At 67.6% G+C, this 24,590-nt stretch carries 23 protein-coding genes and 2 pseudogenes; 11 read left to right on the top strand and 14 right to left on the bottom strand.

Annotated elements, in window-relative coordinates; all coding sequences use genetic code 11:
• Positions 1 to 6 precede the first annotated feature (6 nt).
• Complete coding sequence (gene madL / locus WS61_RS17725) at positions 7 to 402, bottom strand: malonate transporter subunit MadL (RefSeq protein ID WP_059501935.1); 396 nt, start codon at positions 400 to 402, stop codon at positions 7 to 9.
• A 327-nt stretch (positions 403 to 729) separates the two neighbouring features.
• Between madL and WS61_RS17720 the strand changes: the two genes are divergently transcribed.
• Positions 730 to 1,578, top strand: a complete 849-nt coding sequence (locus WS61_RS17720) for a LysR substrate-binding domain-containing protein (protein WP_059501933.1) — start codon at positions 730 to 732, stop codon at positions 1,576 to 1,578.
• Between the two features lie 153 nt (positions 1,579 to 1,731).
• The gene (locus WS61_RS17715) at positions 1,732 to 2,013 is read left to right on the top strand and encodes a DUF4148 domain-containing protein (RefSeq protein ID WP_059501931.1); all 282 of its coding nucleotides are present in this window, start codon (positions 1,732 to 1,734) and stop codon (positions 2,011 to 2,013) included.
• 33 nt (positions 2,014 to 2,046) lie between these two features.
• Here WS61_RS17715 and WS61_RS17710 read toward each other — a convergent pair whose 3' ends face one another.
• Entirely contained in the window at positions 2,047 to 2,964 is a 918-nt protein-coding gene (locus WS61_RS17710; RefSeq protein WP_059501929.1) for a 3-hydroxyacyl-CoA dehydrogenase NAD-binding domain-containing protein, read from the bottom strand.
• A 246-nt stretch (positions 2,965 to 3,210) separates the two neighbouring features.
• Between WS61_RS17710 and WS61_RS17705 the strand changes: the two genes are divergently transcribed.
• Positions 3,211 to 3,651, top strand: a complete 441-nt coding sequence (locus WS61_RS17705) for an Hsp20/alpha crystallin family protein (RefSeq protein ID WP_034206926.1) — start codon at positions 3,211 to 3,213, stop codon at positions 3,649 to 3,651.
• 16 nt (positions 3,652 to 3,667) lie between these two features.
• Positions 3,668 to 4,078 (top strand): Hsp20/alpha crystallin family protein, encoded by a 411-nt coding sequence (locus WS61_RS17700; RefSeq protein WP_059501927.1) that lies wholly within the window; start codon positions 3,668 to 3,670, stop codon positions 4,076 to 4,078.
• Between the two features lie 112 nt (positions 4,079 to 4,190).
• On the opposite strand, the gene WS61_RS17695 is transcribed toward WS61_RS17700, so the two are convergent.
• Positions 4,191 to 4,493: a zf-TFIIB domain-containing protein gene (locus WS61_RS17695; RefSeq protein WP_059501925.1), complete on the bottom strand. Its 303-nt coding sequence runs from the start codon at positions 4,491 to 4,493 to the stop codon at positions 4,191 to 4,193.
• Positions 4,494 to 4,583: 90 nt separating this feature from the next.
• The gene (locus WS61_RS17690) at positions 4,584 to 5,339 is read right to left on the bottom strand and encodes a TerC family protein (protein WP_059501923.1); all 756 of its coding nucleotides are present in this window, start codon (positions 5,337 to 5,339) and stop codon (positions 4,584 to 4,586) included.
• Between the two features lie 110 nt (positions 5,340 to 5,449).
• Here WS61_RS17690 and WS61_RS17685 point away from each other — a divergent pair, with 110 nt between their 5' ends.
• Positions 5,450 to 6,343 carry a LysR family transcriptional regulator gene (locus WS61_RS17685; RefSeq protein ID WP_059501921.1) on the top strand — a complete coding sequence of 298 codons (894 nt, stop codon included), beginning with the start codon at positions 5,450 to 5,452 and terminating at the stop codon, positions 6,341 to 6,343.
• A 116-nt stretch (positions 6,344 to 6,459) separates the two neighbouring features.
• Entirely contained in the window at positions 6,460 to 7,617 is a 1,158-nt protein-coding gene (locus tag WS61_RS17680; protein WP_059501919.1) for a DUF2242 domain-containing protein, read from the top strand.
• Positions 7,618 to 7,875: 258 nt separating this feature from the next.
• Here WS61_RS17680 and WS61_RS17675 read toward each other — a convergent pair whose 3' ends face one another.
• Positions 7,876 to 8,796: a pyridoxal-phosphate dependent enzyme gene (locus tag WS61_RS17675; RefSeq protein WP_059501917.1), complete on the bottom strand. Its 921-nt coding sequence runs from the start codon at positions 8,794 to 8,796 to the stop codon at positions 7,876 to 7,878.
• 160 nt (positions 8,797 to 8,956) lie between these two features.
• Between WS61_RS17675 and WS61_RS17670 the strand changes: the two genes are divergently transcribed.
• Both WS61_RS17670 and WS61_RS17665 read left to right on the top strand, forming a co-directional pair.
• Entirely contained in the window at positions 8,957 to 9,868 is a 912-nt protein-coding gene (locus WS61_RS17670) for a LysR family transcriptional regulator (protein WP_059501915.1), read from the top strand.
• Between the two features lie 569 nt (positions 9,869 to 10,437).
• On the top strand, positions 10,438 to 11,637 hold the full coding sequence (locus tag WS61_RS17665; RefSeq protein WP_059501914.1) for an MFS transporter: 1,200 nt from the start codon (positions 10,438 to 10,440) through the stop codon (positions 11,635 to 11,637).
• A gap of 249 nt (positions 11,638 to 11,886) precedes the next feature.
• Here WS61_RS17665 and WS61_RS17660 read toward each other — a convergent pair whose 3' ends face one another.
• Genes WS61_RS17660 through WS61_RS17650 form a run of 3 tightly spaced genes read right to left on the bottom strand, consistent with a single transcriptional unit; the run spans position 11,887 to position 15,547 of the window.
• Entirely contained in the window at positions 11,887 to 12,909 is a 1,023-nt protein-coding gene (locus tag WS61_RS17660) for a histone deacetylase family protein (RefSeq protein WP_059501912.1), read from the bottom strand.
• 24 nt (positions 12,910 to 12,933) lie between these two features.
• Positions 12,934 to 14,205: a Zn-dependent hydrolase gene (locus tag WS61_RS17655; RefSeq protein WP_059501910.1), complete on the bottom strand. Its 1,272-nt coding sequence runs from the start codon at positions 14,203 to 14,205 to the stop codon at positions 12,934 to 12,936.
• Positions 14,206 to 14,236: 31 nt separating this feature from the next.
• Entirely contained in the window at positions 14,237 to 15,547 is a 1,311-nt protein-coding gene (locus WS61_RS17650) for an MFS transporter (RefSeq protein WP_059501908.1), read from the bottom strand.
• A gap of 180 nt (positions 15,548 to 15,727) precedes the next feature.
• Here WS61_RS17650 and WS61_RS17645 point away from each other — a divergent pair, with 180 nt between their 5' ends.
• Complete coding sequence (locus WS61_RS17645; RefSeq protein ID WP_034206911.1) at positions 15,728 to 16,684, top strand: LysR family transcriptional regulator; 957 nt, start codon at positions 15,728 to 15,730, stop codon at positions 16,682 to 16,684.
• Positions 16,685 to 16,745: 61 nt separating this feature from the next.
• Here the strand turns inward: WS61_RS17645 and WS61_RS17640 are convergent, their stop codons facing one another.
• Positions 16,746 to 17,816: a porin gene (locus tag WS61_RS17640; protein WP_059501905.1), complete on the bottom strand. Its 1,071-nt coding sequence runs from the start codon at positions 17,814 to 17,816 to the stop codon at positions 16,746 to 16,748.
• 142 nt (positions 17,817 to 17,958) lie between these two features.
• Complete coding sequence (locus WS61_RS17635) at positions 17,959 to 19,389, bottom strand: cytosine permease (protein WP_059501903.1); 1,431 nt, start codon at positions 19,387 to 19,389, stop codon at positions 17,959 to 17,961.
• A 434-nt stretch (positions 19,390 to 19,823) separates the two neighbouring features.
• Here WS61_RS17635 and WS61_RS33650 point away from each other — a divergent pair, with 434 nt between their 5' ends.
• Complete coding sequence (locus tag WS61_RS33650; protein ID WP_082742298.1) at positions 19,824 to 20,744, top strand: restriction endonuclease; 921 nt, start codon at positions 19,824 to 19,826, stop codon at positions 20,742 to 20,744.
• A gap of 36 nt (positions 20,745 to 20,780) precedes the next feature.
• Here the strand turns inward: WS61_RS33650 and WS61_RS17630 are convergent.
• The 4 genes and pseudogenes from WS61_RS17630 to WS61_RS17620 all read right to left on the bottom strand — a co-directional run bounded on the left by WS61_RS17630 (position 20,781) and on the right by WS61_RS17620 (position 23,346).
• A pseudogene (locus WS61_RS17630) lies at positions 20,781 to 21,241 on the bottom strand (GNAT family N-acetyltransferase).
• A 7-nt stretch (positions 21,242 to 21,248) separates the two neighbouring features.
• Positions 21,249 to 21,491: pseudogene (locus WS61_RS33645) on the bottom strand (arginase family protein); the annotation flags it as partial.
• A gap of 22 nt (positions 21,492 to 21,513) precedes the next feature.
• Positions 21,514 to 22,143, bottom strand: a complete 630-nt coding sequence (locus tag WS61_RS17625) for an NAD(P)H-binding protein (protein WP_059501901.1) — start codon at positions 22,141 to 22,143, stop codon at positions 21,514 to 21,516.
• A 186-nt stretch (positions 22,144 to 22,329) separates the two neighbouring features.
• Positions 22,330 to 23,346 carry an AraC family transcriptional regulator gene (locus tag WS61_RS17620; protein ID WP_059501899.1) on the bottom strand — a complete coding sequence of 339 codons (1,017 nt, stop codon included), beginning with the start codon at positions 23,344 to 23,346 and terminating at the stop codon, positions 22,330 to 22,332.
• 135 nt (positions 23,347 to 23,481) lie between these two features.
• Between WS61_RS17620 and WS61_RS17615 the strand changes: the two genes are divergently transcribed.
• Positions 23,482 to 24,456, top strand: a complete 975-nt coding sequence (locus tag WS61_RS17615; RefSeq protein WP_059501897.1) for an alpha/beta hydrolase — start codon at positions 23,482 to 23,484, stop codon at positions 24,454 to 24,456.
• Positions 24,457 to 24,590: the final 134 nt, after the last annotated feature.

The raw sequence follows: 24,590 nt of genomic DNA, 5'->3' as shown, positions 1-24,590 counted from the left end.
CCTCCGTTACTGTTCTTCGAATTGCGGCACGCCCGCGAAGGCCGTGTCGTCGCGCCCCATGCGCGCCAGTACCGCGATGCAGCATGCGCAGATCGCGACCGCGCCGACGGCGGCCAGCAGCGCGACCGGGCCGCCCTTGAGCGCGGCGACGACGTTCTGGTTCGCGGCCATCGCGACGACGACCGGGATGTACATCGCGCCCCAGAAACCGACGCCGGCCTCGGTCTCCTTCGGCAGCCAGCCGCGCCGGTGCAGCCACAGGCGCAGGCAGATCAGCAGCAGCATCGCGATGCCGACGCCGCCGACGTTGGTCTTCACGCCGATGGCTGCGCCGAGCAGGTCGCCGAGAAACAGTCCGGCCAGGTGGCAGAACGCCAGCAGCGCGGTTCCGTAGATGATCATGAGTCGTCTCCAGTCTCTTCGTGACGGGCGCCTGACGCGTGCGGGAGCCAGGCCCGCACGCCGATCCCGGGCGGACTGTTTGTCTCCTGCGGCGGGGCGCCGCGGCCCGGCGGCTCGTCGTGCGAGCGCGTTCTCGGGGTCGATGGGATGATGCGGGTTCGGGCCGGACGCCGGATGGCTTAGACTGACCGATGCAGCCGGCGGCGCGACACGGGCTACGCGTCCGGTGCCCCCTGCGCAGAGGCCGCACTGGCGCGTGATCCGATACTAGCGCCGCAAAATCCGGCCATTTATGAAGTTGTCGAAACCGATTCAGTGGATTTAGCAATGCGTCCGTTACCGCCCGAGTTGCTGCGCAGCTTCGTCGCCGTCGCCCAGTCCGGCAGCTTCACCGCCGCGTCCGAGCGCGTGAACCTGTCGCAGTCGACCGTCAGCCAGCATATCCGCCGCCTCGAGGAGCTGCTCGACCGGCCGCTGTTCGAGCGCGACACGCGCAACGTGCACCTGTCGCAGCACGGCGACGCGCTGTTCCGCTACGCGGTGCGCATCCTCGAACTGATGGACGAGGCCGTCACGTCGGTATGCGGGCCGCCGCTGTCGGGCAAGGTGCGGCTCGCGATGTCGGAGGATTTCGCGTCGGCGCACCTGACGGCCGCGCTCGCGAGCTTCGTGCAGCGCAACCCGGACGTCGAACTCGCGATTTCGACCGGGCTGTCGGGCGACCTGTTCGACGCGCTCGACGAAGGCCGGCACGATCTCGTGTTCGCGAAACGCATCGCCGGCAGCCGGCGCGGCCGCGTGATCCGCAGCGAACCGCTGTACTGGTGCACCGGCCCCGATTCGCGGATCACCGGCCACGAAGCCGTGCTGCCGCTCGCGATGCATCCGGAGCCGAGCGTGTCGCGCCGCCGCGTGCTGGAATCGCTCGAAGCCGTCGGGCGCCCGTACCGGATCGCCGTCGTGAGCAGCAGCATCGCGGTGTTGCGGGCGGCCGCGAGCGCGGGGCTCGGCGTCAGTGCGTTCGCCGGCTACGTGATCCCGGCCGGGCTCGCACGGCTCGAGGCGGGACTGCCGGAACTCGGCGAACTCGAATACGTGATCGATCGCCCGGCGGCCGCGTCGCGCTCGACGCTCGCGCTGGAAGCCACGCTGATCGCGGCGGCGGCCGAGCTGTAACGGCGCCGTGCGCGGTCGCGCCCGCACCTGACAGCTTTGCCCGGCACGCGTCATCGTCCGCGCAGCACCCGCTCGCGACAATGGGACCCATCGGAGGCGCACCGCACATCGCCGCGCGCCTCCGGTACCCCGTCCCCTTGATCGGAGCCCGCCATGAAGACCGTCCTGCGATTCGCCGTCGCGACCGCCGCAGCCGCGCTGCTGTCCCCAGCCTTTGCCCAGACCGACGCGTCGGCTCCCGCTCCGGGCCTGACGCGCGCGGAAGTCGTCGACCAGCTCAAGCAGGCCTATCTCGACGGCGAACTGCCGACGAACGACGGCAACTACCCGCCGGACGCCGCGACCCGCGCGCGCAACCGCGAACTCGTGCAGGCCGCGAGCCCCGCGTGGCTGGCCCATGTGCCGCCCGCGCCTCAGGCGGCGTCGCAGCAGTGACCGGCGCCGCCGCCGCGCGCAATTCAATCGGGATCAGGGCAGGAAGCTGCGGCGCCGCGCGTCGATCAGCTCGACGAGCAACCGGTCGCGCTCCGCCGCCAGCTCCTGCATCGAGCGCTCGCCCTGGATCGCGCGCAGCGCGTCATTCAGTTTGCGATCGACTTCCGGATCGAACGAAGGCGTGCCGAGGTCGTCCCACCAGCTCGCGATCGGCCCCGACAGGTGTTCGAGAAAGTGCGCGATCCCGCCCGCGCCGCCGCCGAGGTGATAGGTCAGGCACTGCCCCATCAGCCCCCAGCGCAGGCCGGGGCCCCACGCGACAGCCTTGTCCGCGTCGGCGACGCTCACGACGCCTTCGCCGACGAGGTGATACACCTCGCGAAACAGCGCGGCCGCGAGCCGATTCGCGACGTGGCCGGTCATCTCCTTGTTCAGGACGATCGTCTGCTTGCCGAGCCCGTCGTAGAAATGCTTCACGCGCGCGATCACGTCCTGGCCGGTCGCATCGCCGCCGACCAGCTCGACGAGCGGGATCAGGTGCGGCGGATTGAACGGATGCGCGATCAGGCAGCGTTCCGGGTGCTTCGCGCACGCGGTCTGGATATCGGACATCTTCAGGCCCGACGAGCTCGACGCGATCGGCACGTGCGCGGGCAGCACGTCGTCCATCTGACGATAGAGCGCGCGCTTCAGGTCGAGTCGCTCGGGGCCGCTCTCCTGCACGAAGTCGACGCCGTCCAGCGCACGCACGAGATCCGCGTCGAACGACAGCCGCGCGGCAAGTTCGGCGGCCCGCTCGCCGAGAAACGCGGCCAGCGCGTCGCGCAGCCGCGCATCGGCCTGCGGGGCCGGGTCGGTCGCGACGACGTCGAAACCCTGCGTCAGGTAGAAAGCGGCCCAGCTCGCGCCGATCACGCCGGCGCCGACGATCGCGATACGTCGAATGTCCATGGTTGTCCCGTGTGGTTGGTCTGCGGATATGCCGCGCCGATTGTCGCATCGAATCCCGCGCGCACGCGTCGGCGCAGATCGCGCAATCCCTCTTGAAATGCGCGACGGCGGCCACTAATTAAGCGTCGTCGGGCAGTGCCTCATGCAACGCACCGCCCCCGTATCGATCCAGTGGAGCCACCCGTCGCGCCCGCCGCAGGCGTCGCGCCGTCACGTCTCCCGCGTTCCCTGTTCAGGAGGACCAACATGAGCGGTATCCATTTCGGCAACGACCTGTTCGACGAATTCGCCCGTGTGCAACGGCAGATGGCGAGCCTGCTCGGCGAGCGCCCGTCCGGCATCCGCGCGGTGCGCCCCGGCGCCTTTCCCGCACTCAACGTCGGCGCCACCGACGATGCGATCGAGATCGTCGCATTCGCGCCCGGCATGGCCGCGGCCGACTTCGACGTATCGATCGACAAGGATCTGCTGACGATCAGCGGCGAGCGCAAACCGGCGCCGCGCACCGAAGGCGACGACGTGCGCACGTATGCGCAGGAGCGCTTTCACGGCGCGTTCCGCCGCGTGGTCGAACTGCCGCGCGATGCGGACCCCGACCAGGTCAGCGCCCGCTACGAAAACGGCTGCCTGCTGATTCGCGTCGGCCGGCGCGAAGCATCGAAGCCGCGTGCGATCACCATTCAGTAACCTTCAGGATACCGACATGAACATGAATCCGACTCTGGCCGAACGCCACCCGGGCACCGTTCACGCTGCCGCCGCCGAAGCCGCCCGCCGGCCCGCGATCGCCCCATCCGTCGACATCGCCGAGGATCCGCGCGGCGTCACGCTGCGGGCCGACCTGCCCGGCGTGCCGCGCGAGAACCTCGACGTGAAGGTGCACGACAACACGCTGACGATCGAAGCCGCGACGCACATCGATGCGCCGGCCGAGCTGCGCGTACGGCACGCGGAAATGCGCGCGACGCGCTATGCGCGATCCTTCGTGCTGAGCGCCGATCTCGACACGTCGCGGATCGACGCGAACCTGCGCGACGGCGTGCTGACGCTGACGATTCCGCGCCGCGAGGAAACGCGTCCGCGCCGCATCGACGTGACGGCCGGCAATGCGTAAAGGTCGATGCGTGTCCTGACGCGACGCGCGTGAAAAAGCCCCGCACCGGCGCGATGCCGGGCGGGGCTTCATTGCATCGGGCCGCGCGCATTCAGGCGCGCGGACGGCAGATTCAATCGAAATCGAACAGGTCGAACACCGACTTCTTGCGACGCCGGCCGTCGTGCCGGTATCGCTCGTCGTGCGAGCGGCCGTCGCGCCCCCAGCCGTCGTCGCGGCCGTGCTGCGCGTGCGCATCGCGTTGCGCCGGCGCGGCGTCGCGGCGAGCCGGCGCGTCACCGGTTTCGCGGGCGATCAGCTTGTCGAGTTCGCCGCGATCGAGCCACACGCCGCGACAGGTCGGACAGTAGTCGATCTCGATCGACTGGCGCTCGGCCATCAGCAGGTCGGGCGTCTTGCAGACAGGACATTTCATCGCATTTCTCCTTTCCGTTCGAATCTCATTCGGATTCCGTATGAGGTGCGCGAGCCGGCCGCCGCGGCGGCCGGCGTCACGCATGCCGCGTCAGTCGCGCGCCACGTGCGCCGCCCGCTTCGCCTTCGCGCGCCGCGCCAGCATGTTCATGCCCTCGACGAACGCCGAGAACGCCATCGCCGCATAGATGTACCCCTTCGGCACGTGCGAACCGAATCCTTCGGCGATCAGCGTCATGCCGATCACGACCAGGAACGACAGCGCGAGCATCACGATCGTCGGGTTGCGGTCGATGAAGCGGGCGAGCGGCTGCGCGGCGAACAGCATCACGGCGACGGCGACGATCACAGCGACGAACATGATCGGGACGTGCTCGGTCATGCCGATCGCGGTCACGATGCTGTCGATCGAGAACACGATGTCGAGCATCACGATCTGGCCGATCGCGGCCCACACCGTCAGGCCGGCCGCACCGACGGCCCCGCCCGCGCCGTTACCATCGTGCGACACGTGGTGATGGATCTCGGTGGTCGCCTTCCACACGAGGAACAGGCCGCCCGACAGCAGGATCATGTCGCGCCACGAGAACGCATGGTCGAACAGCGTGAACACGGGTTCGGTCAGGCTCGCGATCCACGCGACGCTGCCGAGCAACGCGAGGCGCATCACCAGCGCGAGCGCGATGCCGAGGCGCTGGGTACGCGCGCGCTGCGCCTCGGGCAGCTTGTTGCTGAGGATCGAGATGAAGATCAGGTTGTCGATGCCGAGCACGACTTCCATCACGACGAGCGTCAGGAGCGCGGCCCAGACGGCGGGGTCGGTGGCAAGCGTCAGCAGGTAGTCCATGGGATGGGCCGATACGAAAGTGGAAAACCCGATGATATGCCGCCCCACACTTCGGAAAAATCAGAGAGAATCTGACTTCAGGTTCGGTTTTTACGATATATCCTGCTCCGATGCTGAATTTTCGACATCTGTACTATTTCTGGGTCGTCGTGAAGGAAGGCGGCTTCGCGCGTGCGGCCGCCCGACTGGACATGGCCGTGCAGACGATCAGCGCGCAGGTGCGCGAACTGGAGAAATCGCTCGGGCACCAGTTGCTGCGGCCGGCCGGGCGCGGCGTCGCGATGACCGACGCGGGGCAAGCCGCCTTCGCGCGCGCGGAGGTCATCTTCGAGATGGGCCGGCTGATTCCCGACGACGTGCGCGCGGCGGCCAGCCAGCCGACCGTGCGGCTCGCGGTCGGCCTCGCGGACGGCATCTCCAAGCTCGCCGCGCACGCGATCCTGGCCCCGGTGCTCGACACGCCCACACTGCGGCTGCTGTGCCACGAGGGCGAGCACGACGCGCTGCTCGCGGAACTCGCGCTGCATCATCTGGATCTCGTGCTGGCCGGTCAAGGCGCGCCGTCCGGATCGAACCTGCGCGTGACGAGCGAGCGCCTCGTCGCGTCGCCGGTCGACTGGTACGGGCCTGCGGCGCTCGTCACGCCGGCCGCCCGGCAGCGCTTTCCGCAGTGCCTGGCCGGCCTGCCGGTGCTGCTGCCGACCGCGCATTCGGCATTGCGCACGCGTCTCGACCTGTGGCTGGAAAGCGAGCGGATCGTGCCGCGGGTGGCCGGGGAATTCGAGGACAGCGCGCTGATGGCCGTGTTCGCGGCGCGCGGCCTCGGCGTGTTTCCGCTGAGCGAACTCGGCGCGAACGATGCGTCGCTGTTGCGCGGGCTCAGGCGGCTCGGCCGGGCGGGCGACGTGACCGAGGAAATCCACGCGATCCGCTCGCGGCGCGGTGAACATCACCCGCTGACGTCGCGATTGCTGGCCGCGGCGCACGGCGCGCCGGCCGTCTGAAGCGAGCGCGACATCAAACGAAACTATAATGTCGCCCCGGCCACACGAGACGTGTGTGCACGCCCATCCGGGCACCACCCTTGCGCCGCCTCTCGCCGAGCCTTCTGAAAGACGCCATGCACAACCGATTTCGCCTGTTTTCCGTTTCGTGCGCGCTCGCGGCCGCGACCGTGCTGGCGGCATGCTCGTCGCCGCCCAAGCCGATCTACCAGCAGGAACAGTTCGACGCGACCAGCAGCCCGTATGCGCATACGTTCCACTCGAAATCCGACGCGGCCTGCGAGGCCGCGCGGCGCGCACTGCTGAGCCAGGGCTACGTGGTGTCGTCGTCGCGCAACGACGCCGTCGACGGCAGCAAGAATTTCCAGCCGAGCAACGACATGCACGTCGTGATCGAGTTTCACGTCGTGTGCGCGGATGCGAATGCGGACGGCTCGTCGAGCATCGCGTACGTGAACGCGGTGCAGGACCGCTATACGCTGAAGAAATCGAATACGTCGGCCAGCGTCGGCCTCAGCGTGTTCGGTTCGCTGTCGCTGCCGATCGGGTCGAGCGACGATGCGCTCGTCAAGACCGCGAGCGAGACGATTCCCGCCGGCGTGTTCTACGAGCGCTTCTTCAATCTCGTCGACCATTTCCTGAAGATCGACCCGGCGCGCCGCGACCGCGCGACCGTGAAAGCCGCCGAGAAGGAGCCCGTCGCGCCGCTGCCCGAGCCCGCGCCGACACCGCAAGGCGAGCCGATGAAGATGACGACGCCAGTCGTGCCGACGCCGCCCGCGGCGCCGGTGCCGCTTTCGGCGCCGGGCGTCGCGCCGGGGTCGGGCGCGAATGCCGTGCCGTCGGCGGCATCGGCCGTCGCGGCGCCTGCAACGCGCGCTGCCGCGCCGGCGGCGGCGTCCGGGTCCGTGCCGGCTTCGGGAGCGGCGCCCGCAGCGGCGTCCGCACCTGCGCCCGCTTCGGCGGCCGGTCCGGCGCCTGCGTCGGTGCCTGCTCCCGCGTCGGCGCCTGTGCCGGCTTCCGGTCCGGCAACCGCGCCGGCCCCTTCGTCGACTTCCGGTTCGACGGCCGCACCGGCTTCCGCGCCCGCGTCTGCTCCACGTCCGGCAGCGCCGACCAACGCCGCTCCGTCGTCGGCCGCGCCCGCGCCTTCGTCGGCAGCATCGGCACCCGCGTCGGCATCGGCGCCGTCGAGCGCATCGCCTGCGCCGGCTGCCGCCGATCCGGTCGCGTCGTCCGCGTCGTCCGGCGCGAGCGCGCCAACCGCGCACTGATCGCGCTCCCGTATCGTCGCGCCCGGGCGGATGCGCCGTAGCGCGACGGTACGCCCCCCTTCCGCGTCATCCCCGAAACCGTTCATGCCCATGCGGCCGTACGCCGGCCGCGCATGGCCGCGCGAGATTGAGGGGATGACAAGGACAACGCCGACGCATCGCCGCTGGCTGCACGCGGTCCAAGCCCGCAGTACACCCCACACGACGATCGCAGGCGGCCCGTCGTCTCGCGACTGCGCTGTCTGCCGGCGCCCTCGCCTACCGCAACGTCGCGCGCAGCGTCTGCAAATGCTCGACGGTCGTGGTCACGCCGCCGCAGACGATCACCGCGATCTCCGCTGCCGACGCGAGCACCGCCACCGGCCGCTCCAGCGCGGCCAGCGCAGCGCCGCACGCAGGCTCGACGACGATCCTGTGTTCGTCGAGAAACCGCAGCGACGCGGCCACCGCGTCGGCATCGGACACGACGACCGGATGGATCGCGTGGCGGGTCGCCCATTCGACTGCCGCGTCGCACGGCCGCTTCGCACCGAGCGTCGTCGCGATGCTCGCGATGGCCGCCAGTTCGACCGGATGCCCCTGCGCGAGCGAGCGCGCATAGCAGTCGGCGCCTTCCGTCTCGGCCGCGACGACCGGCACGTCGTGCCAGCCGTTGCGCGCCAGCCCTTCGAGCACGCCGCACAGCAGACCGCCGCCGCCGACCGCGAGCACGATCGCGTCGGGCTTCGGGCCTGCCGCCGCCATCTCGTCGATCATCGTCGCGTGCCCCTGCCACAGGATGCGATCGTCGAACGGATGCACGAACGCGTCGTGCTCGCCGAGCGCCGACTGCGCGAACGCATTCGCCTCCGCCCAGCTCGCGCCGTGCACCACGAGTTCCGCGCCTTCGACGCGGATCAGCTCGCGCGCTCGGGCCGACGTGCTTTCCGGCACGACGACGCGCACCGGCACGCCAAGCTCGCGGCCGCAATACGCGACCGCGATGCCCGCGTTGCCGCCCGACGACGACACGAACCGCCGGGCCCCGTCTGCATGGCGCGCTTCGCAGACGGCGCCGATGCCGCGCAGCTTGAACGAGCCTGACGGCTGCAGCGCATCGAGCTTCAGCCGGATGGCCCTGCCGAGCCGACGGGACGCGATGGGCGAGCGGATATAGGGAGTCGGGATATGAAGCGGCATGGGACGGAACGCAATGAGGACGGAGGAAAACGCACGCGACGCGCGACGAGCGAAGGCGGCAACGACGGCCATCGTACGGCACGCTCGTCATGCTTTCCAATACCATCGAATGGCGTTTGCTATGCTTTGCAGGCATATCCACTCACCGACCGGACACCGCATGCGCCAGATCGAGCTGCGTCACCTGCGCTACTTCGTCGCCGTCGCCGAGGCCGGCAGCGTGATGGCCGGCGCCCGCGCGGCCGGTATCGTGCAGCCCGCGCTGTCGCGGCAGATCCGCGAGCTCGAGGACGCGATCGGCACGCCGCTGCTGATCCGTCGCGCGACGGGCGTCACGCTCACCGCGGCCGGCACGAGCTTCCTGCACGATGCGACCGGCCTGCTCGCCATGCTGCAGGACAGCCGCGAGCGAGCGTTGCGCAGCGCGGCCGGCCAGCTCGGCGAACTGCGGCTCGGCGCGCTGCCGAACTGCCTGCCGTTGCCGGTCGTCGCGAATGTCCTGAAGGCGTTTCGCGATGCGTGCCCGGACGTGAAACTGTCGATCGCGCCGATGCTGTCGGCCGAGCAGGCGAACGCGCTGATGCGCGGCCAGCTCGATGCCGGGATCATGGCGTGGCGTCGCGACGAAGCGCCGCATCTGACGGGCGTACGGCTGTTGAGCGATCGCTTCGTGCTGGCGATGCCCGCGCCGCCGGGCGGCCGCTTCGTCGCGCCGCGCACGCTGGCCGACGTCGCGGACGAGCCGTTCGTCTGGTTCGATGCGCAGCGCTCCGCCGCGCACCACCGGTTCCTGATGACCCAGTGCCAGCAGGCCGGCTTCACGCCGCGCATCGCGCAGGTCGGCAGCGACATCCCGACGCTGATCGGCCTCGTCGCGGCGGGGATGGGCTGCGCGTTCGTGCCGGAAAGCGCGTCGCCGACCTGCCCGCGCACGGTCCGGCTCGTCGCGCTCGACGAACTCGCGAGCCGCTTCGACATCGAGTTCGTGTTCGACGGCGCGGCGGCGGCGCCGTCGCCCGTCGTCGCGCGTTTCCTGGCGGCGGTCCGCGCGGCGGCCGGCGAATCGGGCTGAATGAATGCGGATGCTGATGCATCGGCGCGCGTTCGGACGATGCACGTTGCCGCCCCGACGGACGGAATGCCCATTTCCGCGATCCCGGCGTTTCTGCGGTTTTTGTGGACTAAACGACACCATCGCGTCATCGAAAAATCTTTCGGAACGCCGACGGACGACGCCACGACACCGCAATTTTCAAATTGACACCAAAAACAGTCGTTTAACGCCGATTCGAATCGTCATGGCCCGAAATATACTGCGCGCGCATCCCACCCCTCGTGCCAAAGAGAGGATGCGTTTCCGCCCCGGCCACGGTCCCCCTGTGGTCGGGGCTTTTTTGCTGTCGAGCCCGGCGGTGAAAGGCTTTCCGGCCATTGCGCGACGCCGGCCGTCGGCGATCGCCTCTCCCGCCGAAGCACGGCTGCCGGGCCACGCCATGCACGTTGCCCGCACGCTGCATTGTTGACATGAAATCAAGATAATTTCGCCCGAATGCGGCTTTTTCCGCAAAAGTAATGCAGGCACACTTCACGCTGTCCTCAACGGCCTCATGCCGTCGTTCCCCGCTTACAGGAGCTCACCGCGTGAACCCCACGACTTCCTCCCCGTCCCGCGACGGCGCCGCACTGCCGCTGCTCGCACTCGCCGCCGGCGCGTTCGGCATCGGCACGACCGAGTTCTCGCCGATGGGTCTGCTGCCCGTGATCGCCGACGGCGTGCACGTGTCGATACCGCAAGCCGGCATGCTGATCAGCGCGTATGCGATCGGCGTGATGGTCGGCGCGCCGCTGATGACGCTGCTGCTCGCGCGCTGGTCGCGCCGCGCCGCGCTGATCGCGCTGATGTCGATCTTCACGATCGGCAACCTGCTGTCGGCGGTCGCACCCGACTACACGACGCTGCTGCTCGCGCGCCTCGTGACGAGTCTCAACCACGGCGCGTTCTTCGGGCTCGGCTCGGTGGTCGCGGCAAGCCTCGTGCCGCGCGACAAGCAGGCCAGCGCGGTCGCGACGATGTTCATGGGCCTGACGATCGCGAACGTCGGCGGCGTGCCGGCCGCGACCTGGCTCGGCCACATCATCGGCTGGCGCATGTCGTTCGCGGCGACGGCCGGCCTCGGCGTGATCGCGATCGCCGGCCTGTTCGCCGCGCTGCCGAAGGGCGAAGCCGGCACGATGCCCGACCTGCGCGCCGAACTGTCCGTGCTGACGCGGCCCGTCGTGCTCGGCGCGCTCGGGACGACCGTGCTCGGCGCCGGCGCGATGTTCACGCTCTATACGTACGTCGCACCGACGCTCGAACACCTGACGGGCGCAACGCCCGGCTTCGTGACCGCGATGCTCGTGCTGATCGGCGTCGGCTTCTCGATCGGCAACGTTGCGGGCGGCCGGCTGGCCGATCGCTCGCTCGACGGCACGCTGATCGGCTTCCTGGTACTGCTGATCGCGACGATGGCGGCGTTCCCGCTGCTCGCCGCCACGCATGCGGGCGCCGGCGTCACGCTGCTGGTCTGGGGGATCGCGACGTTCGCGGTCGTGCCGCCGCTGCAGATGCGCGTGATGCGCGCGGCCCACGAAGCGCCGGGCCTCGCGTCGGCCGTCAACATCGGCGCGTTCAACCTCGGCAACGCGCTGGGCGCCGCCGCTGGCGGTGCGGCGATCTCGGCCGGGTTCGGCTACGCGGCAGTGCCGCTCGTCGGCGCGCTGATCGCCGCCGCCGGACTCGCGCTCGTCATGCTGCAGGTCACGCAGCGCCGCCGCACGCCGGCCGCCGCGAATTCGTGAGCGCGGGCGCGCCCCGCCTGCCCCCTTTCCGCACGCATTTTCACGGCCGCGCCATTGAACCGGCCCATGAAGCTGGACGGTTGACGTCCAGGCTGTTCGGAAAGACCGAACACTAACGCTCGGCACTGTCCAGGAAATTCAAGCGGTTCATCATGAAAAACATCCAAAGGCGGGTTGTCCAACCTTTGGGGTGCAGTTCACATGCGGCCGTTTTCACTGTCGGCGTACGGTCCGATTCCGCCGGCCCGGTCAGCGCCTCGTGGCAAACCCGCCGAAGAACGCGCGCGCGTTCGCATCGAGACTCTCGAGGTGATAGCCGCCTTCCTGCACGATCACCGTCGGCAATCCGAGCGCGCCGAGCGCGCCGCCGAGCCGCCCGAACCCGTCGGTCGTGACCGCGACCTGCGATTGCGGGTCGTCCTTGTAGATGTCGAAGCCGAGCGCGAGCACGAGCGCGTCGGGCTCGAACCGCGCGAGCGCGCGCAGCGCGTCGTCGAGCCGCTCGAAGAACGCCGACTCCGGCGCGCCGTGCGGCATCGGCAGGTTGAGGTTGAAGCCGGCGCCGGCGCCCGCCCCCGTCTCTTCCTCGTAGCCCGCGACGACCGGGTAGAAGTTGGTCGGGTCGCCGTGGATCGACACGTACAGCACATCGTCGCGGCCGTAGAAAATCTCCTGCACGCCCTGCCCGTGATGCATGTCGGTATCGAGAATCGCGACGCGGCGATGCCGGCCGAGCAGCGCCTGCGCAGCGATCGCCGCGTTGTTCAGGTAGCAGAAGCCGCCGGCCGCGTCGCGGCGCGCATGATGACCGGGCGGTCGGCACAGCGCGTAGGCCTCGCGTGCGCCGTCGTTGACGTCGGCGGCCGCGGCCAGCGCGTCCTGCGCCGACCAGTACGCCGAGCGCCACGTATTCGCGCCCACCGGGCAACTGCCGTCGGCGAGATAGCGCGCGGCTTTCGCGAGCACGCCGCGCAGCGGGTTCGGATCGCGCACGAACACGTTCGACATCACTTCGTCGCCCCAGTCGTCGGGCATCCGCTTCCAGTCGCGGTGCGCATCCTCGAGAAAGCGCAGGTAGTTCATGTCGTGCACGGCCGCGATCGGCGCGGCGCCGCGGTCGGCCGGCTCGCGCACGTCGAAGTCGAGCGACCGGACGGCCGCAACGAGGCGCGCCGCGCGTTCGGGCACTTCCTGCGGCTCGCGCATCTGGCCGCGCGACAGGTAGCTGCGCGGATGGTGCAGCAGTTGTTCGGGATGGAAATAGGTTTTCATGGTGGTCCTCGTCGATTCGCCGTATCAGGCGCCGTGCGTCGCGGCCGGCGCTTCGACGCGCGTCGCGATGCCCGCGCGCGCCAGCACCGCATGGAGCAGCACGTTCGTGCCGCGCGTCACGTCGTCGGGCAACGCATCCTCGGCTTCGTTGTGCGACAGGCCGTCGACGCACGGAATGAACACCATCGCGGTCGGGAAGCGGCGTGCGAGCAGGATCGCGTCGTGGCCGGCGCCGCTCACGATGCGCTCGTGCGTGTAGCCGAATGCGGCAGCCGCCTGCGCGACCAGCCCGACGCAATCGCGGTCGAACGGCGTCGCCGGGCTGCGCCAGCAGGTATCGATCGCCACCTGCACGCCGCGCGCGGCGGCGACGCGGGCGCATGCGTCGCGCAGGTCGCGCTCCATCGCATCGACTTCGGCATCGTCGTGATGACGCAGGTCGACCGTGAACGTCAGGTCGCCGGCAATCGTGTTGCGCGATGCGTGGCGAATCCCGACCTGCCCGATCGTCGCGAGCCCGCGCGGCGCGTAGGCGGCGACGATCCGTTCGAGTTCGAGCGCGATCTGCGCGCTCGCGAAATACGCATCCTTGCGATATGGCATCGGCGTCGTGCCCGCATGCGCGGCCACGCCCGTCACCGTCACGTCGAGCCAGCGGATCGCCTGGCCGCCCGTGACGACGCCGATCGTCGTGCCGTTCGCCTCGAGCACCGGCCCCTGTTCGATGTGCGCCTCGAAATACGCGTCGACCGCGCCGCCCGTTGCGCGCGTGCCGCGATAACCGCACGCGTCGAGCGCCGCGCCGAGCGTGACGCCGTCGGCATCCTGCTTCGCGAGCGCGTCGTCGAGCGGCAACGCGCCCGTGAACACGGCCGAGCCGAGCATCGCCGGCGCGAAACGCGCGCCTTCCTCGTTGGTCCACGACACGATCTCGAGCGGCTTGTCGGTCGCGATGCCCGCGTCGTTCAGCGTGCGCACGAGTTCGAGCGCGGCGAGCACGCCGTAGACGCCGTCGAAGCGGCCGCCTTCGGGCTGCGTGTCGAGATGGCTGCCGATCAGCACCGGCGCGGCGTGCGCATCGGCGCCGTCGCGCCGGGCGAACAGGTTGCCGACGGCATCGACGCTCACCGTCAGCCCCGCGTCGCGGCACCATTGCGCGAACAGGTCGCGCCCGCGCCGGTCGTCATCGGTGAGCACGAGGCGCCGCACGCCGCCGCGCGGTGTCGCGCCGACGCGCGCCATGTCGGCCAGGCTGCGCCACAGGCGGGCGCCGTCGATTTCCAGCAGGTCGTTCATATGCATTCCGGATCGATTCGTTCGTTGAGGTTCAATGCGAGCCGAGCGCTTCGGCGGCGGCCGGCCGCGCGGCGCGGCGCGCATCGAGTGCAACGATGCAGAGCAGCGAAATACCGGCGAGACACGTGTAGAACACCGCGAGCGGCCACCACTGGCCCGTGAAACGATGCGCGAGCCACGTGCCGACGAGCGGCGTCAGGCCGCCCGCGATCGCGCCGCAAATCTGGTAAGCGAGCGAGATCGCCGAATAACGCACGTGTGCGGGAAACACGTCGCTGACGAAGCCCGCGATCACCGAGTAGAAGCCGGCCATGCAGACGACGGCGAGCGCGATGCCCGCGATCAGCGACGCGGACGTGCCGCCCTGCACGAGCATGAACATCGGATACGGCGACAGCATCGCGAGCAGCGCCGCGAGTTTCAGGAAGCGCGCCCCGCCGATGCGCTCGGCGATCCAAGCGGCGAGCGGCTGCGCGAAGAACTGGATGATCGCGACCGCGAACAGGCTGTCGAGGATCAGCGAGCGCGATACGCCGACGTACTGGGTCGTGTACGCGATCATGAACGTGTTCGTGAAATAGACGCCCGCGATGCCGATCGTGTTCGCGCCGATACAGAGCAGCACGAGCCCCGACGCGGAGCGGAACACTTCCGCGACCGGCAGCTTCACCGTGCGGTTGGCTTCCTTGACCCGCGCGAATTCCGGCGACTCGTTCACGCCGAGCCGGATCAGGATGCCGACCACGAGCAGCACCGAACTCGCGAGAAACGGCAGGCGCCAGCCCCATGCGAGGAAATCGGCCTTGTCCATCGACGTGACCGCGCGGAACGCGATCAGCGACAGGATCAGCCCGGCCGGGCTGCCGAGCTGCGCGAACGACGCGAAGAATGTGCGGCGCCCCTGCGGCGCATGCTCGCCCGCCATCAGCACCGCGCCGCCCCATTCGCCGCCGACCGCGATCCCCTGCACGATGCGCAGCGCGACGAGCAGCACCGGCGCGAGGATGCCGACCTTCGAATAATCGGGCAGCAGCCCGACGCAGACGGTCGCGACGCCCATCATCATCAGCGTCGTCATCAACGCCTTCTTGCGGCCGATGCGGTCGCCGAGATGGCCGAAGATCACGCCGCCGAGCGGACGCGCGAAGAAGCCGACCGCGAACGTCGCGAACGACGCCATCGTGCTGACGAACGGGTCGTGCGACGGGAAATAGAGTTCGCCGAACACGAGCGCGGCAGCGGTCGCGTAGATGTAGAAGTCGTACCACTCGATCATCGTGCCGATGAACGCGGCCGTCGCGGCGCGCCCCGGCTGGCGGGCGGAAGGAAGGGACTGGGTCATGCGGGCTCCTGATGCACGCCGCGGCGGGGCGACGCGCAATATCGTGACGACGGCCGTCTGTCGCGGCCTCGCGCCGCACGCTGCGGCGCCCCTCCTTTATCGGCGACCGCAAATCATTAGTCAAATTTCAAGTTATTATTCGCGATATAAATCGAACTAATGCCCGCCTCCGGAGACCCGATGCGCCCCGATCTCGCCCCGTTCCTGAACGACCGCCTCGACTGGAACCTGTTGCGCACCTATCTGGTGATCATGCAGGAGCGCAGCGTGAGCCGCGCGGCCGCCCGCCTGCACGTCACGCAGCCGGCCGTCAGCCAGGCGCTGCGGCGGCTCGAGGAGACGCTCGAGCGCCGGCTGATCGAGCGGCGCGGCGCGCACTTCGCGCCGACACCGGCCGGCGAAGCCGTGTACCGGATCGCGAGCGACATCTACGGCGGCATCTCGCGCCTCGAGACCGAAATCGACGACAGCACGGCGGACCTGACCGGCTCGATCCGGCTGCTGACGGTGAGCCGCATCGAATCGCCCGTCTACGACGAGTTCCTCGCGGATTTCCATCGCGCGTATCCGCGTATCGATCTGCAGATCGAAGTGATGCGCTCGTCGGACATCCTGTCGTCGCTGCTGCAGAAAACGGCCACGGCCGGGCTCGGCCTGTGCCGCACGCCGCACGACAAGCTGGAGATGCGCTGCTTCCTGCGCCAGCGCTATGCGATCTACTGCGGCCGCCATCACCGGCTGTTCGGGCAGACGCAGTTGCGGATGGACGACCTGCTCGCGGAGAATTTCGTGTCGTTCACGAGCGACCAGATCGGCGACAGCCTGTCGCCGCTCACCGTGTTCCGCGACCAGAGAGGCTTCACGGGACGCATCGTCGCGTCGTCGCCGAGCCTCGAGGAAGTGCGGCGGCTGATCTTCGCGGGCTACGGGATCGGCTGCCTGCCCGAGCACATCGTGCGCGACGACATCGCGCAGCAACGGCTGTGGCGACTACCGCCCGACGACGGGCTCGTCGATGTCGACGTGTTCCTGCTATGGCATCGCGACCGCAAGATGAATGCGGCCGAGCACGCGTTTCTCGACGCGATGGAGCGCTGCATGCAGCGCTACTCGCTCGCGGAGCGGCTCGGGAAATGACGGCGCGCATGCGCCCGGAGCACGCGCCGGGCGCCCATGCCCCGGCGCGTCACGTCATGCGTCAGAAGCGATGCACGATACCGAGTTGCACGCCGCGCGCATTCGCGCCCGGGTACGCGAGCGGCAGGCCGGGGTTCGCCGCACCGGCGAGCGTGTAGCCGGCCTGATTGCGGTTGCGCAGGTACGACAGCGCACCGTAGAAGCTCGTGCGCTTCGACAGATCGTACTCGTACATCAGCCCGAGCTGATCCGCATTGTTGCCTTGCGACGACTGATCGTGCAGGTACGCGTAACCGAGCGCGACGTAGTTGGCAGGATTGAACTGGTATTTGACCGACAACCCGTATACGCGCGAATCGATGCCGAGGTCGGCCCACTTCACTGCGGAAAAACCGCCGTACACGGTCGCCTTGCCGATCGCGTAAGACGCACCGGCCATGAGCGTGCGATCGGTCGTGGTCGCCGCGGCGCTCTTCAACCACTGGCCCGCGACGAATGCGCCGAACGGGCCGTGTTCGTAGGTCAGGTCGAACTGCTGGCTGGAACCGGCCGAGCGCACGCCGCCCGCGTCACCGAACCCGAAGTACAGCCCGCCCTGGAAACCGGCGATCTGCGGGCTCTGGTACGACAGCGTGTTGCTCGTGCGGAACGCGAACACGGTCAGGTTGTCCATGCCGGATGCCTGCGTGACGCCGCCGAACGCATCCTGCCCGCCCTGGTCGTTGAATAGCGGCGAATTCTGCCGGCCCGCGCGCACCTTGCCCCACTGTCCCGCGATGCCGACCCATGCCTGCCGGTTGAACATGCTGCCGGTGCTCGCGAGCGAGCCGTCGTTCGGATTGAAGCCGTTTTCCAGCGCGAACTCGATCTTCTGGCCGCCGCCGATATCCTCACCGCCCTTCAATCCGAATCGACTGCCCCACTGGCCGCCCGAATTGATCGCGGCCGTATAGCCGTTGCCCGTATTCACGTACTGCGCGAATTCGTCGATCACGCCGTACAGCGTGACGCCGTCCTGCGCGAGCGCAGCGCCCGAACCGGCGACGCAGGCGATCGCCACCGTGACGCGAACACCGGCGTGCACCGGCCGCGCGCGGCAATCGATGCCGCGCGCTTCAATATACTTAGTCATACTATTCAATGGATCGAGATTGAAACGATGCATGGCGCGGCGTGAATGCCGCACCGCCATCGCGAGATACGGGATTGCGTCGACAGCGCCCGGCTCCGCGCCCGGGCCGGCGGCTTGCCGGCCCGATGCATGGGACGTGTCGTCAGTGGGGAACTTCGCCGCGTTCGAGCGGCAGGATCAGGCGTTCGGGAATGCTGCGTCGCGACGCGCGGGCGCCGACGTAATACAGCACGGCCGGCACGACGAGGCCGAGGATCCACGAGATGTCGGTGCCGCCGAGCGCATCGACGAGCGGCCCCGTGTAGATGTGCGTCGACATGAACGGCAACTGCACCAGGATGCCGACCACATAGATCGTGATGGCCATCGCGTTCCAGCGGCCGTAGCGGCCATCCGGATCGGACAGCGCCGGCACGTCGTAGCGCGACCGCGTGAAGCAGTAGTAGTCGACGAGGTTGATCGCGCTCCACGGCGTGAAGAACGCGAGCAGGAACAGGATGAACGCGGTGAACTCCTTCAGGAACGAATGACGGCCCGCGAGCGCGATCAGCGTCGACACGCAGATCATCCCGAAGATGTAGACGAGACGGCTCTTCGACGATACCGCATGCTTGCCGCGAAAGCCGCTGACGATCGTGGCCATCGACATGAAGCTGCCGTACGCGTTGAGCGCCGTGACCGTCACCTTGCCGAACGCGATGCTGAGATACAGCAGCGCGGCCACGGCGCCCGTCGAGCCCAGGCCGACGATGTACGACACTTCGTGGTGCGCGAACTGGCTGCCGGCGAGCGCGGCTGCGAACACGCCGAACACCATCGCCGCCTGTGCGCCGATCACCGAGCCCAGGCCGACCGCGAGAAACGTCGCGACCGACGACGTCGAGCGCGGCAGATAGCGCGAATAGTCGGCGACGTACGGGCCGAACGCGATCTGCCACGACGCGGACAGCGACATCGCGAGCAGGAAGCTCGGCAGCGAGAAATGCCGGTTCGCGAGCAGCGCGCCGATGTCGTGGTTCGCGAACAGTTGGGCGAACATGTAGACGAACGCGACGATGCCGACCACGCTCGCGATCCGGCCGACGAAGTGGATCGCACGATAGCCGAACACGGTCAGCACCACGATCACGGCCGCGAACAGCAGGATGCCGGCCGCGTCGTCGACGTGCAGCAGCTGCGCGACGGCCTGCCCGGCCAGCACCGAGCCGCTCGCGGAAAAGCCGATGTACATCAGGCACACGAGCACGATCGGGATCATCGCGCCGTACACGCCGAACTGCACGCGGCTCGAGATCATCTGCGGCAGGCCGAGCTGCGGCCCCTGCGCGCCGTGCAGCGCCATCACCGCGCCGCCGACGAGTTGGCCGAGCAGCAGCGCGACCAGCGACCAGAACACGTCGCCGCCGAGCACGACCGCGAGCGCGCCCGTGACGATGGCCGTGATCTGCATGTTGGCCGACAGCCACAGCGTGAACTGGCTCAGCAGGCCGCCGTGGCGCTCGGCATCGGGAATGAAGTCGATCGAGCGAACCTCGATCAGGCCGCCGGCTTTTCCACTGGAATTCGTTGACACGGGTCAATCTCCAAAATACTCAGGACCACACATGGTTTGAACGAGACAGGAAGCTGCGAGCCGCCCTTTCGGCTCGGCGAATGCGGGGCGCCGTGGATCGCCGGCATGCGCCACGCGCGCAGGGTCTGCACGCTGGCGCGCAAGCGGCACGACGTGTGCCGACATTGCCAGCGGATGATCTTGTATATACAACTTGCGAGATATCGGTGATTACCCGAAGTTCATCGACTTTCGAAATTGTCCGATCAATGAGACAAAAACGAATCGATCTTGGTACAAGCCCAAAAACTACCTTCCTGTCCAATATCTTCCCGGCCGATGAATCTTCTCGCCAATCAAATTTCTAGCTTTCCTCACCTCCTCCCATTACATTGAATCGACCGCCGCCCTCTAATAAAAATAGGTATCCAATCCTAAATTCGGAGATCACCGTCATGAACGGCCCTTGGCAGCACTCACCCGGTCAATATTTTCCTTTTTTCAAATCCCTGGACTTACCAACCTGTCCCGAGGGCAGCGGCCCGCCGGAAGAGGTCAGATGTGTTTATTGCAAAATATTGATGGACGAATTTTGCAACGTCGATCTCTGGAATAAATCATTTCAAGACTTCAAGGAAGCCTATGTTCCAACAATGAAAGCATTTATTCGAGATAGAATTGCCCCGAGTAAATTACATGTCAGATTGAGCGGAGACGTGCTCGCGCAACGTTCAACTCTTTATATATGTCCTACGTGCGGATGGTGGGTCGCCATGGAACAAGCGGTTTTACCAGCACTACAATGGCAACATTGGTGCCTCACCCTCTACAGCATGGCAGTTATCAAGGATCTTGAATTATCGTGCATTGATACTCCAATAACTCAAGTCCGAAATTATCTTATGCGACGCTTTGAATCCAGAGGCACCTTGCATCCAAGACTATTTGAAGAAACGGTTGCCAGTGTATTCCGAGATCACGGATATGACACAACACTAACAACATATTCGCGAGATGGCGGAATTGATATTATTTTGTTAGAGAATGATGGCAAAAAAATTGGTGTTCAAGTAAAGAGATTGAGCCGCTCAATAGAAGTCGAACAGATTCGCTCCTTTCTCGGAGCGCTAATGCTGGGAGGATACGCTCGCGGCATCTTCGTTTCCTCTACAAAATTTCAGCAAGGAGCAGTTGACGCGGCCAGAGCATCCACCGAACAATACATACCTATTGAACTGGTAGATTCAGCCTCTTTCTTTGACATGCTCGGCATCGCCCAACTGAACAAGCGTCCCGATCCAAGCCTGTGTGGAATAGAAAAATCGTCTCCACTTTCATTCGATATCTATTCACTCTACCACCTGAATACCCTTTAGAAAATATTCCGCTTTCAAGGAAAATCACTTGTCGGACTACTGAGGCCCGACCTGAAGTGTCGAGATCTCGTCCCCCACCTCATCTAGCTTTCCAATCGGTATCCAGCCGAGATGGCGATAAAACCCGTACGAGCGCGACGCGGGATCGGTCGAGCAGCCGAGAAACAGCGAAGTGAAGCCGTTCGCCGCGAAATCGTCGATCACGCGCCGCAGCAACCGCTTACCGATCCCAGCGCCTTCATACTCGGGCAGCATCGCGAGCACGACGATCTCGCCCGAGCCGGTGTCGCCTAAGCAGTAGTCGACCATGCGTCCGGACGCGCAGCAGACATGGCCCGAGAACAGGCCGCCGCGGATACCGTCGCCCCAGCTTTCGAGGTGATGCCGAGCGCGCGCAACCGCGCTTCGGGGAACGCGTTCTCGCGCGTGCGTGCCCGCAGCGCGATACACTCGGCCGCGTCGCCGGGAATGGCCTCGCGCCAGGTGAAATCGTCCATCGATTGAGGCTTCCTTTTTCTGCCGCCGGCGCGACGCATGCAGGCAGATCAGTCCCAGCGCGATCGTCGCACCGGCAAGCGACGTGATTTCCGCATGATCGTACGGCGGCGACACTTCGATCACGTCCACGCCGACTGGGTTGATGCCGTCGAGGTGACGCGGGATCTCGAGCACCTGATGGCTCGATAGACCGTCCGAAACCGGCGTACTGGGGCCCGGCGAGAACGCCGGATCGAGACAGTCGATGTCGGACGCACCCGCCCGCACCGCATCAGACCAGTTGGTCGGATGCGACGACCTGCACGCCCGGCCTTGCGTCGATCGCCGCGTCGAGCATCGCGCGCGCAATCCGCGACGCGGGATTCACGCGCCACTTCGCCGGCAGCACCGGCCCGACGGCGCCCAACGCGAACACGAACAGCCGCTCGACGAACCTGAACTCGTCGCGGCTGCCGCCGATCAGGCCCGGTCGCACGTACGTGAGCGAATCGAACCCGACGCCGGCGAGCGCCTGTTCGACCTCGCCCTTCACGCGGTTGTAGAAGATGCGCGATGCAGCGTCCGCGCCGAGTGCGGAATTCAGCACGTAGGTCGGCGTGCCGTGCCGGTGCGCAAGACGCGCGACCGCGAGCGGATAGTCGTGATCGACGCGGCGGAATGCGGCCTGCGTGCCCGCGACGCGCATCGTGGTGCCGAGCGTGCAGATCACCGCGTCGGCCCGCCACCAGTCGGCCGCGTCCGGCAGTCGATCGAAGTCGACTTCCAGCGCGCGCATCTTCGGATGCGGCGACAACGGCCGGCGCGCGAGCACGACGACCTGGTCCACCCGCGCGTCGGCGAGCGCGACTTCGAGGACGTGGCGCCCGACGAGCCCGGTCGCGCCGATGAGCAACAGTTTCATGTCCGGTCGTTCCGTGAGGCGCACGTGTGCGCCAATCGGCAGAAAAAGCCGCGTGCACGCGGCGTTTCGCCATGCCGCACCGCGGCGAACCCGCCGATGCGAGGCCAATCAATCAGGCGGGACAGCGACACGATGAACGGTTCGCGCGGGACGGTCAACCGCGACCGCCGCCTCGCCCGCGCCCCGCTATGAACCGGGCGCCGCCTGCCGCGACACGCTCGGCGCCACGCCCGTCCAGCGCTTGTACGCCTGCGAGAACGACGAGATGTCGCTGAACCCCAGTTCGTCCGCGATTTCCTTGATCGACAGCCGCCCTTCGGCGATCAGCGCCTGCGCGCGCGCCTTGCGCACCGCATTCGAGATGTCGCGGAAACTCGCGCCCTCCTCCCGCAGCCGGCGCTTGAGCGTGCGCTCGCTCGTGTTCAGCAGCGTCGCGATGTCCTTCAGTTGCGGCGGTCGGTCGAACGGCCGCGTGGACAGGTATTCGTTCAGGAACGACACGAGGTCGACCCGCGTGCGCCGGCGCGCGATCAGCTCCGCGCACATGCGCTCGCACATCGCGGCCGTCGCGGCATTGGCCTGCGGCAACGGCCGTTCGAGGTGCGCATGCTCGAACGTGATCGCATTGGCCGGCCGCCGGTAGCGGACCGGCGTGCCGAGCACGTGCCGGCCACCGGGTTCGGCGTCGTACGCGAGATCGAACGTCGCGAGGGTGAACGCGCTGCCGATCACGTCGCGCAGCACGCGGCACGCGGCGCCCATCGCGCGCTCGACGAAGAAGCGCTGCAGCGGCGCGGACAATTCCGGCGCCGCGTCGAACACGATCGTGCCGTGCCGCCCGGTGCGACGGTACGTCATCCCGACGAACGTATACGTCAAGGCGAGATAGCGGCCCGCGAGCGCGACCGCATCCATCCCGGTCGCGCTGCTCAGCAGCCCGTATCCGAGCAATCCGTAGGCGGAAAGCTGGTACGACAGGCCGACCGTCAAGCCCACCCCCGGCTCGTCGGCGGCCAGTGCAAGCAGGTTCGACGCGACGGCCCGCTCCTGCGCGGCCAGCACCGTGAAATCCGGATCGGCGAGCTGCTTCAGCGTGAGTTGCGAGCCCTTCAGCAGGGCCGCCGGCGCGATCCCGCGGTCTCGCCCGAACGCGACCATCAGCAGGACGGAAGCCGGGCTGCGGACAAAGTTCCAGACGTTCATCGGGCGCCTCGTGACGTGGGTTGGCCTAGATTCTAAAGCGGTTGGCCCGCGCCAGCATGGGCGCGAGCCGCGTGCCGCGCGATGATGGGTGCCATCGCAACCGCCCTTTCACTCGACCGACCGGAGTCCGATGCCATGTCCAGAACCTATGCAGATCAGCCCGTCTGGCGCGCCATGCAGGCGTTCCTGCCGCCCGACTTCCAGTGGGCGGCCGATCGCCAGCCCGACGAGCAATGGTGGCACTGGCGGGGCCATCGCCTCCATCTCGATACGTATCGCAATCCCCGCGCGCAGATGAAGGTGATCCTGTTCCATGGCGTCGGCACGAACGGACGGCAAATGTCGATGATCGTCGGCGAGCAACTGGCACGCCGCGGCTACGAGACGATCGCGGTCGACATGCCCGAATACGGGATGACCGAAGTGGCGCGCGGCGCGCTGGTGCGCTACGACGACTGGGTGCGCGCCGGCAGCGACCTGATCGACGCGGAGCGCGCGAAGGACGATCGGCCGATCGTGCTGTACGGATTGAGCGCGGGCGGCATGCTGACGTACCACGTCGCCGCGCTGAACGGGAAAGTCGACGGCATCGTCGGCATGACCTTTCTCGACCAGCGCCTGCAGCAGGTGCGCGACGAAACCGCACGCAATCTGTTCATGAGCCGCGTCGGCGGCCCGATGACGCACTTCGCCGCGAAGACGCCGCTGCGCGCCATGCGCATCCCGATGTCGCTCGCGAGCAAGATGCACGCGCTCGTGAACCGCGACGATGCGCTGAAGGTATGGATGTCCGACCGGACCTCGGCCGGCAACGCGATGACGATGGCGTTCCTCGATTCCTACATGTCGTACCGGCCGGTGGTCGAGCCGGAGGATTTCTCCGTGTGCCCGATCCTGCTCACGCAGCCGGCCGCGGACCGCTGGACGCCGCTGCATCTGAGCGAGCCGTTCCTCGCTCGGGTCCGCCACGTGCCGGTCAAGGTCGAGATGCTGGAAAACGCCGGTCACTATCCGCTCGAACAGCCGGGGCTGTCGCAGATGATCGAAGCGATCGACGCGTTCTATCGTGACGTGACGGCGCGGCACGCCGGTCCGAGCGCGCTTGCCTGACACCCGGCGCATACGCGGCCAGCCGTTTCGGAGCGGTTCCGACACGGCGGCCGGCCGCGCATGCCCGATGCATGCCCGATGCAGGCCCGATGCACGCCGAGGCGCGCGCGGCGCTCCGGCGCCTGCGTTCGGCG

Origin of the sequence: Burkholderia sp. ABCPW 11, from assembly GCF_001523445.1 — a bacterium.
In the GTDB taxonomy this organism is placed as follows: Bacteria; Pseudomonadota; Gammaproteobacteria; order Burkholderiales; family Burkholderiaceae; genus Burkholderia.
The sequence above is the reverse complement of the archived record's forward strand: the minus strand, read 5'-3'. Positions and strand labels throughout refer to the sequence as shown.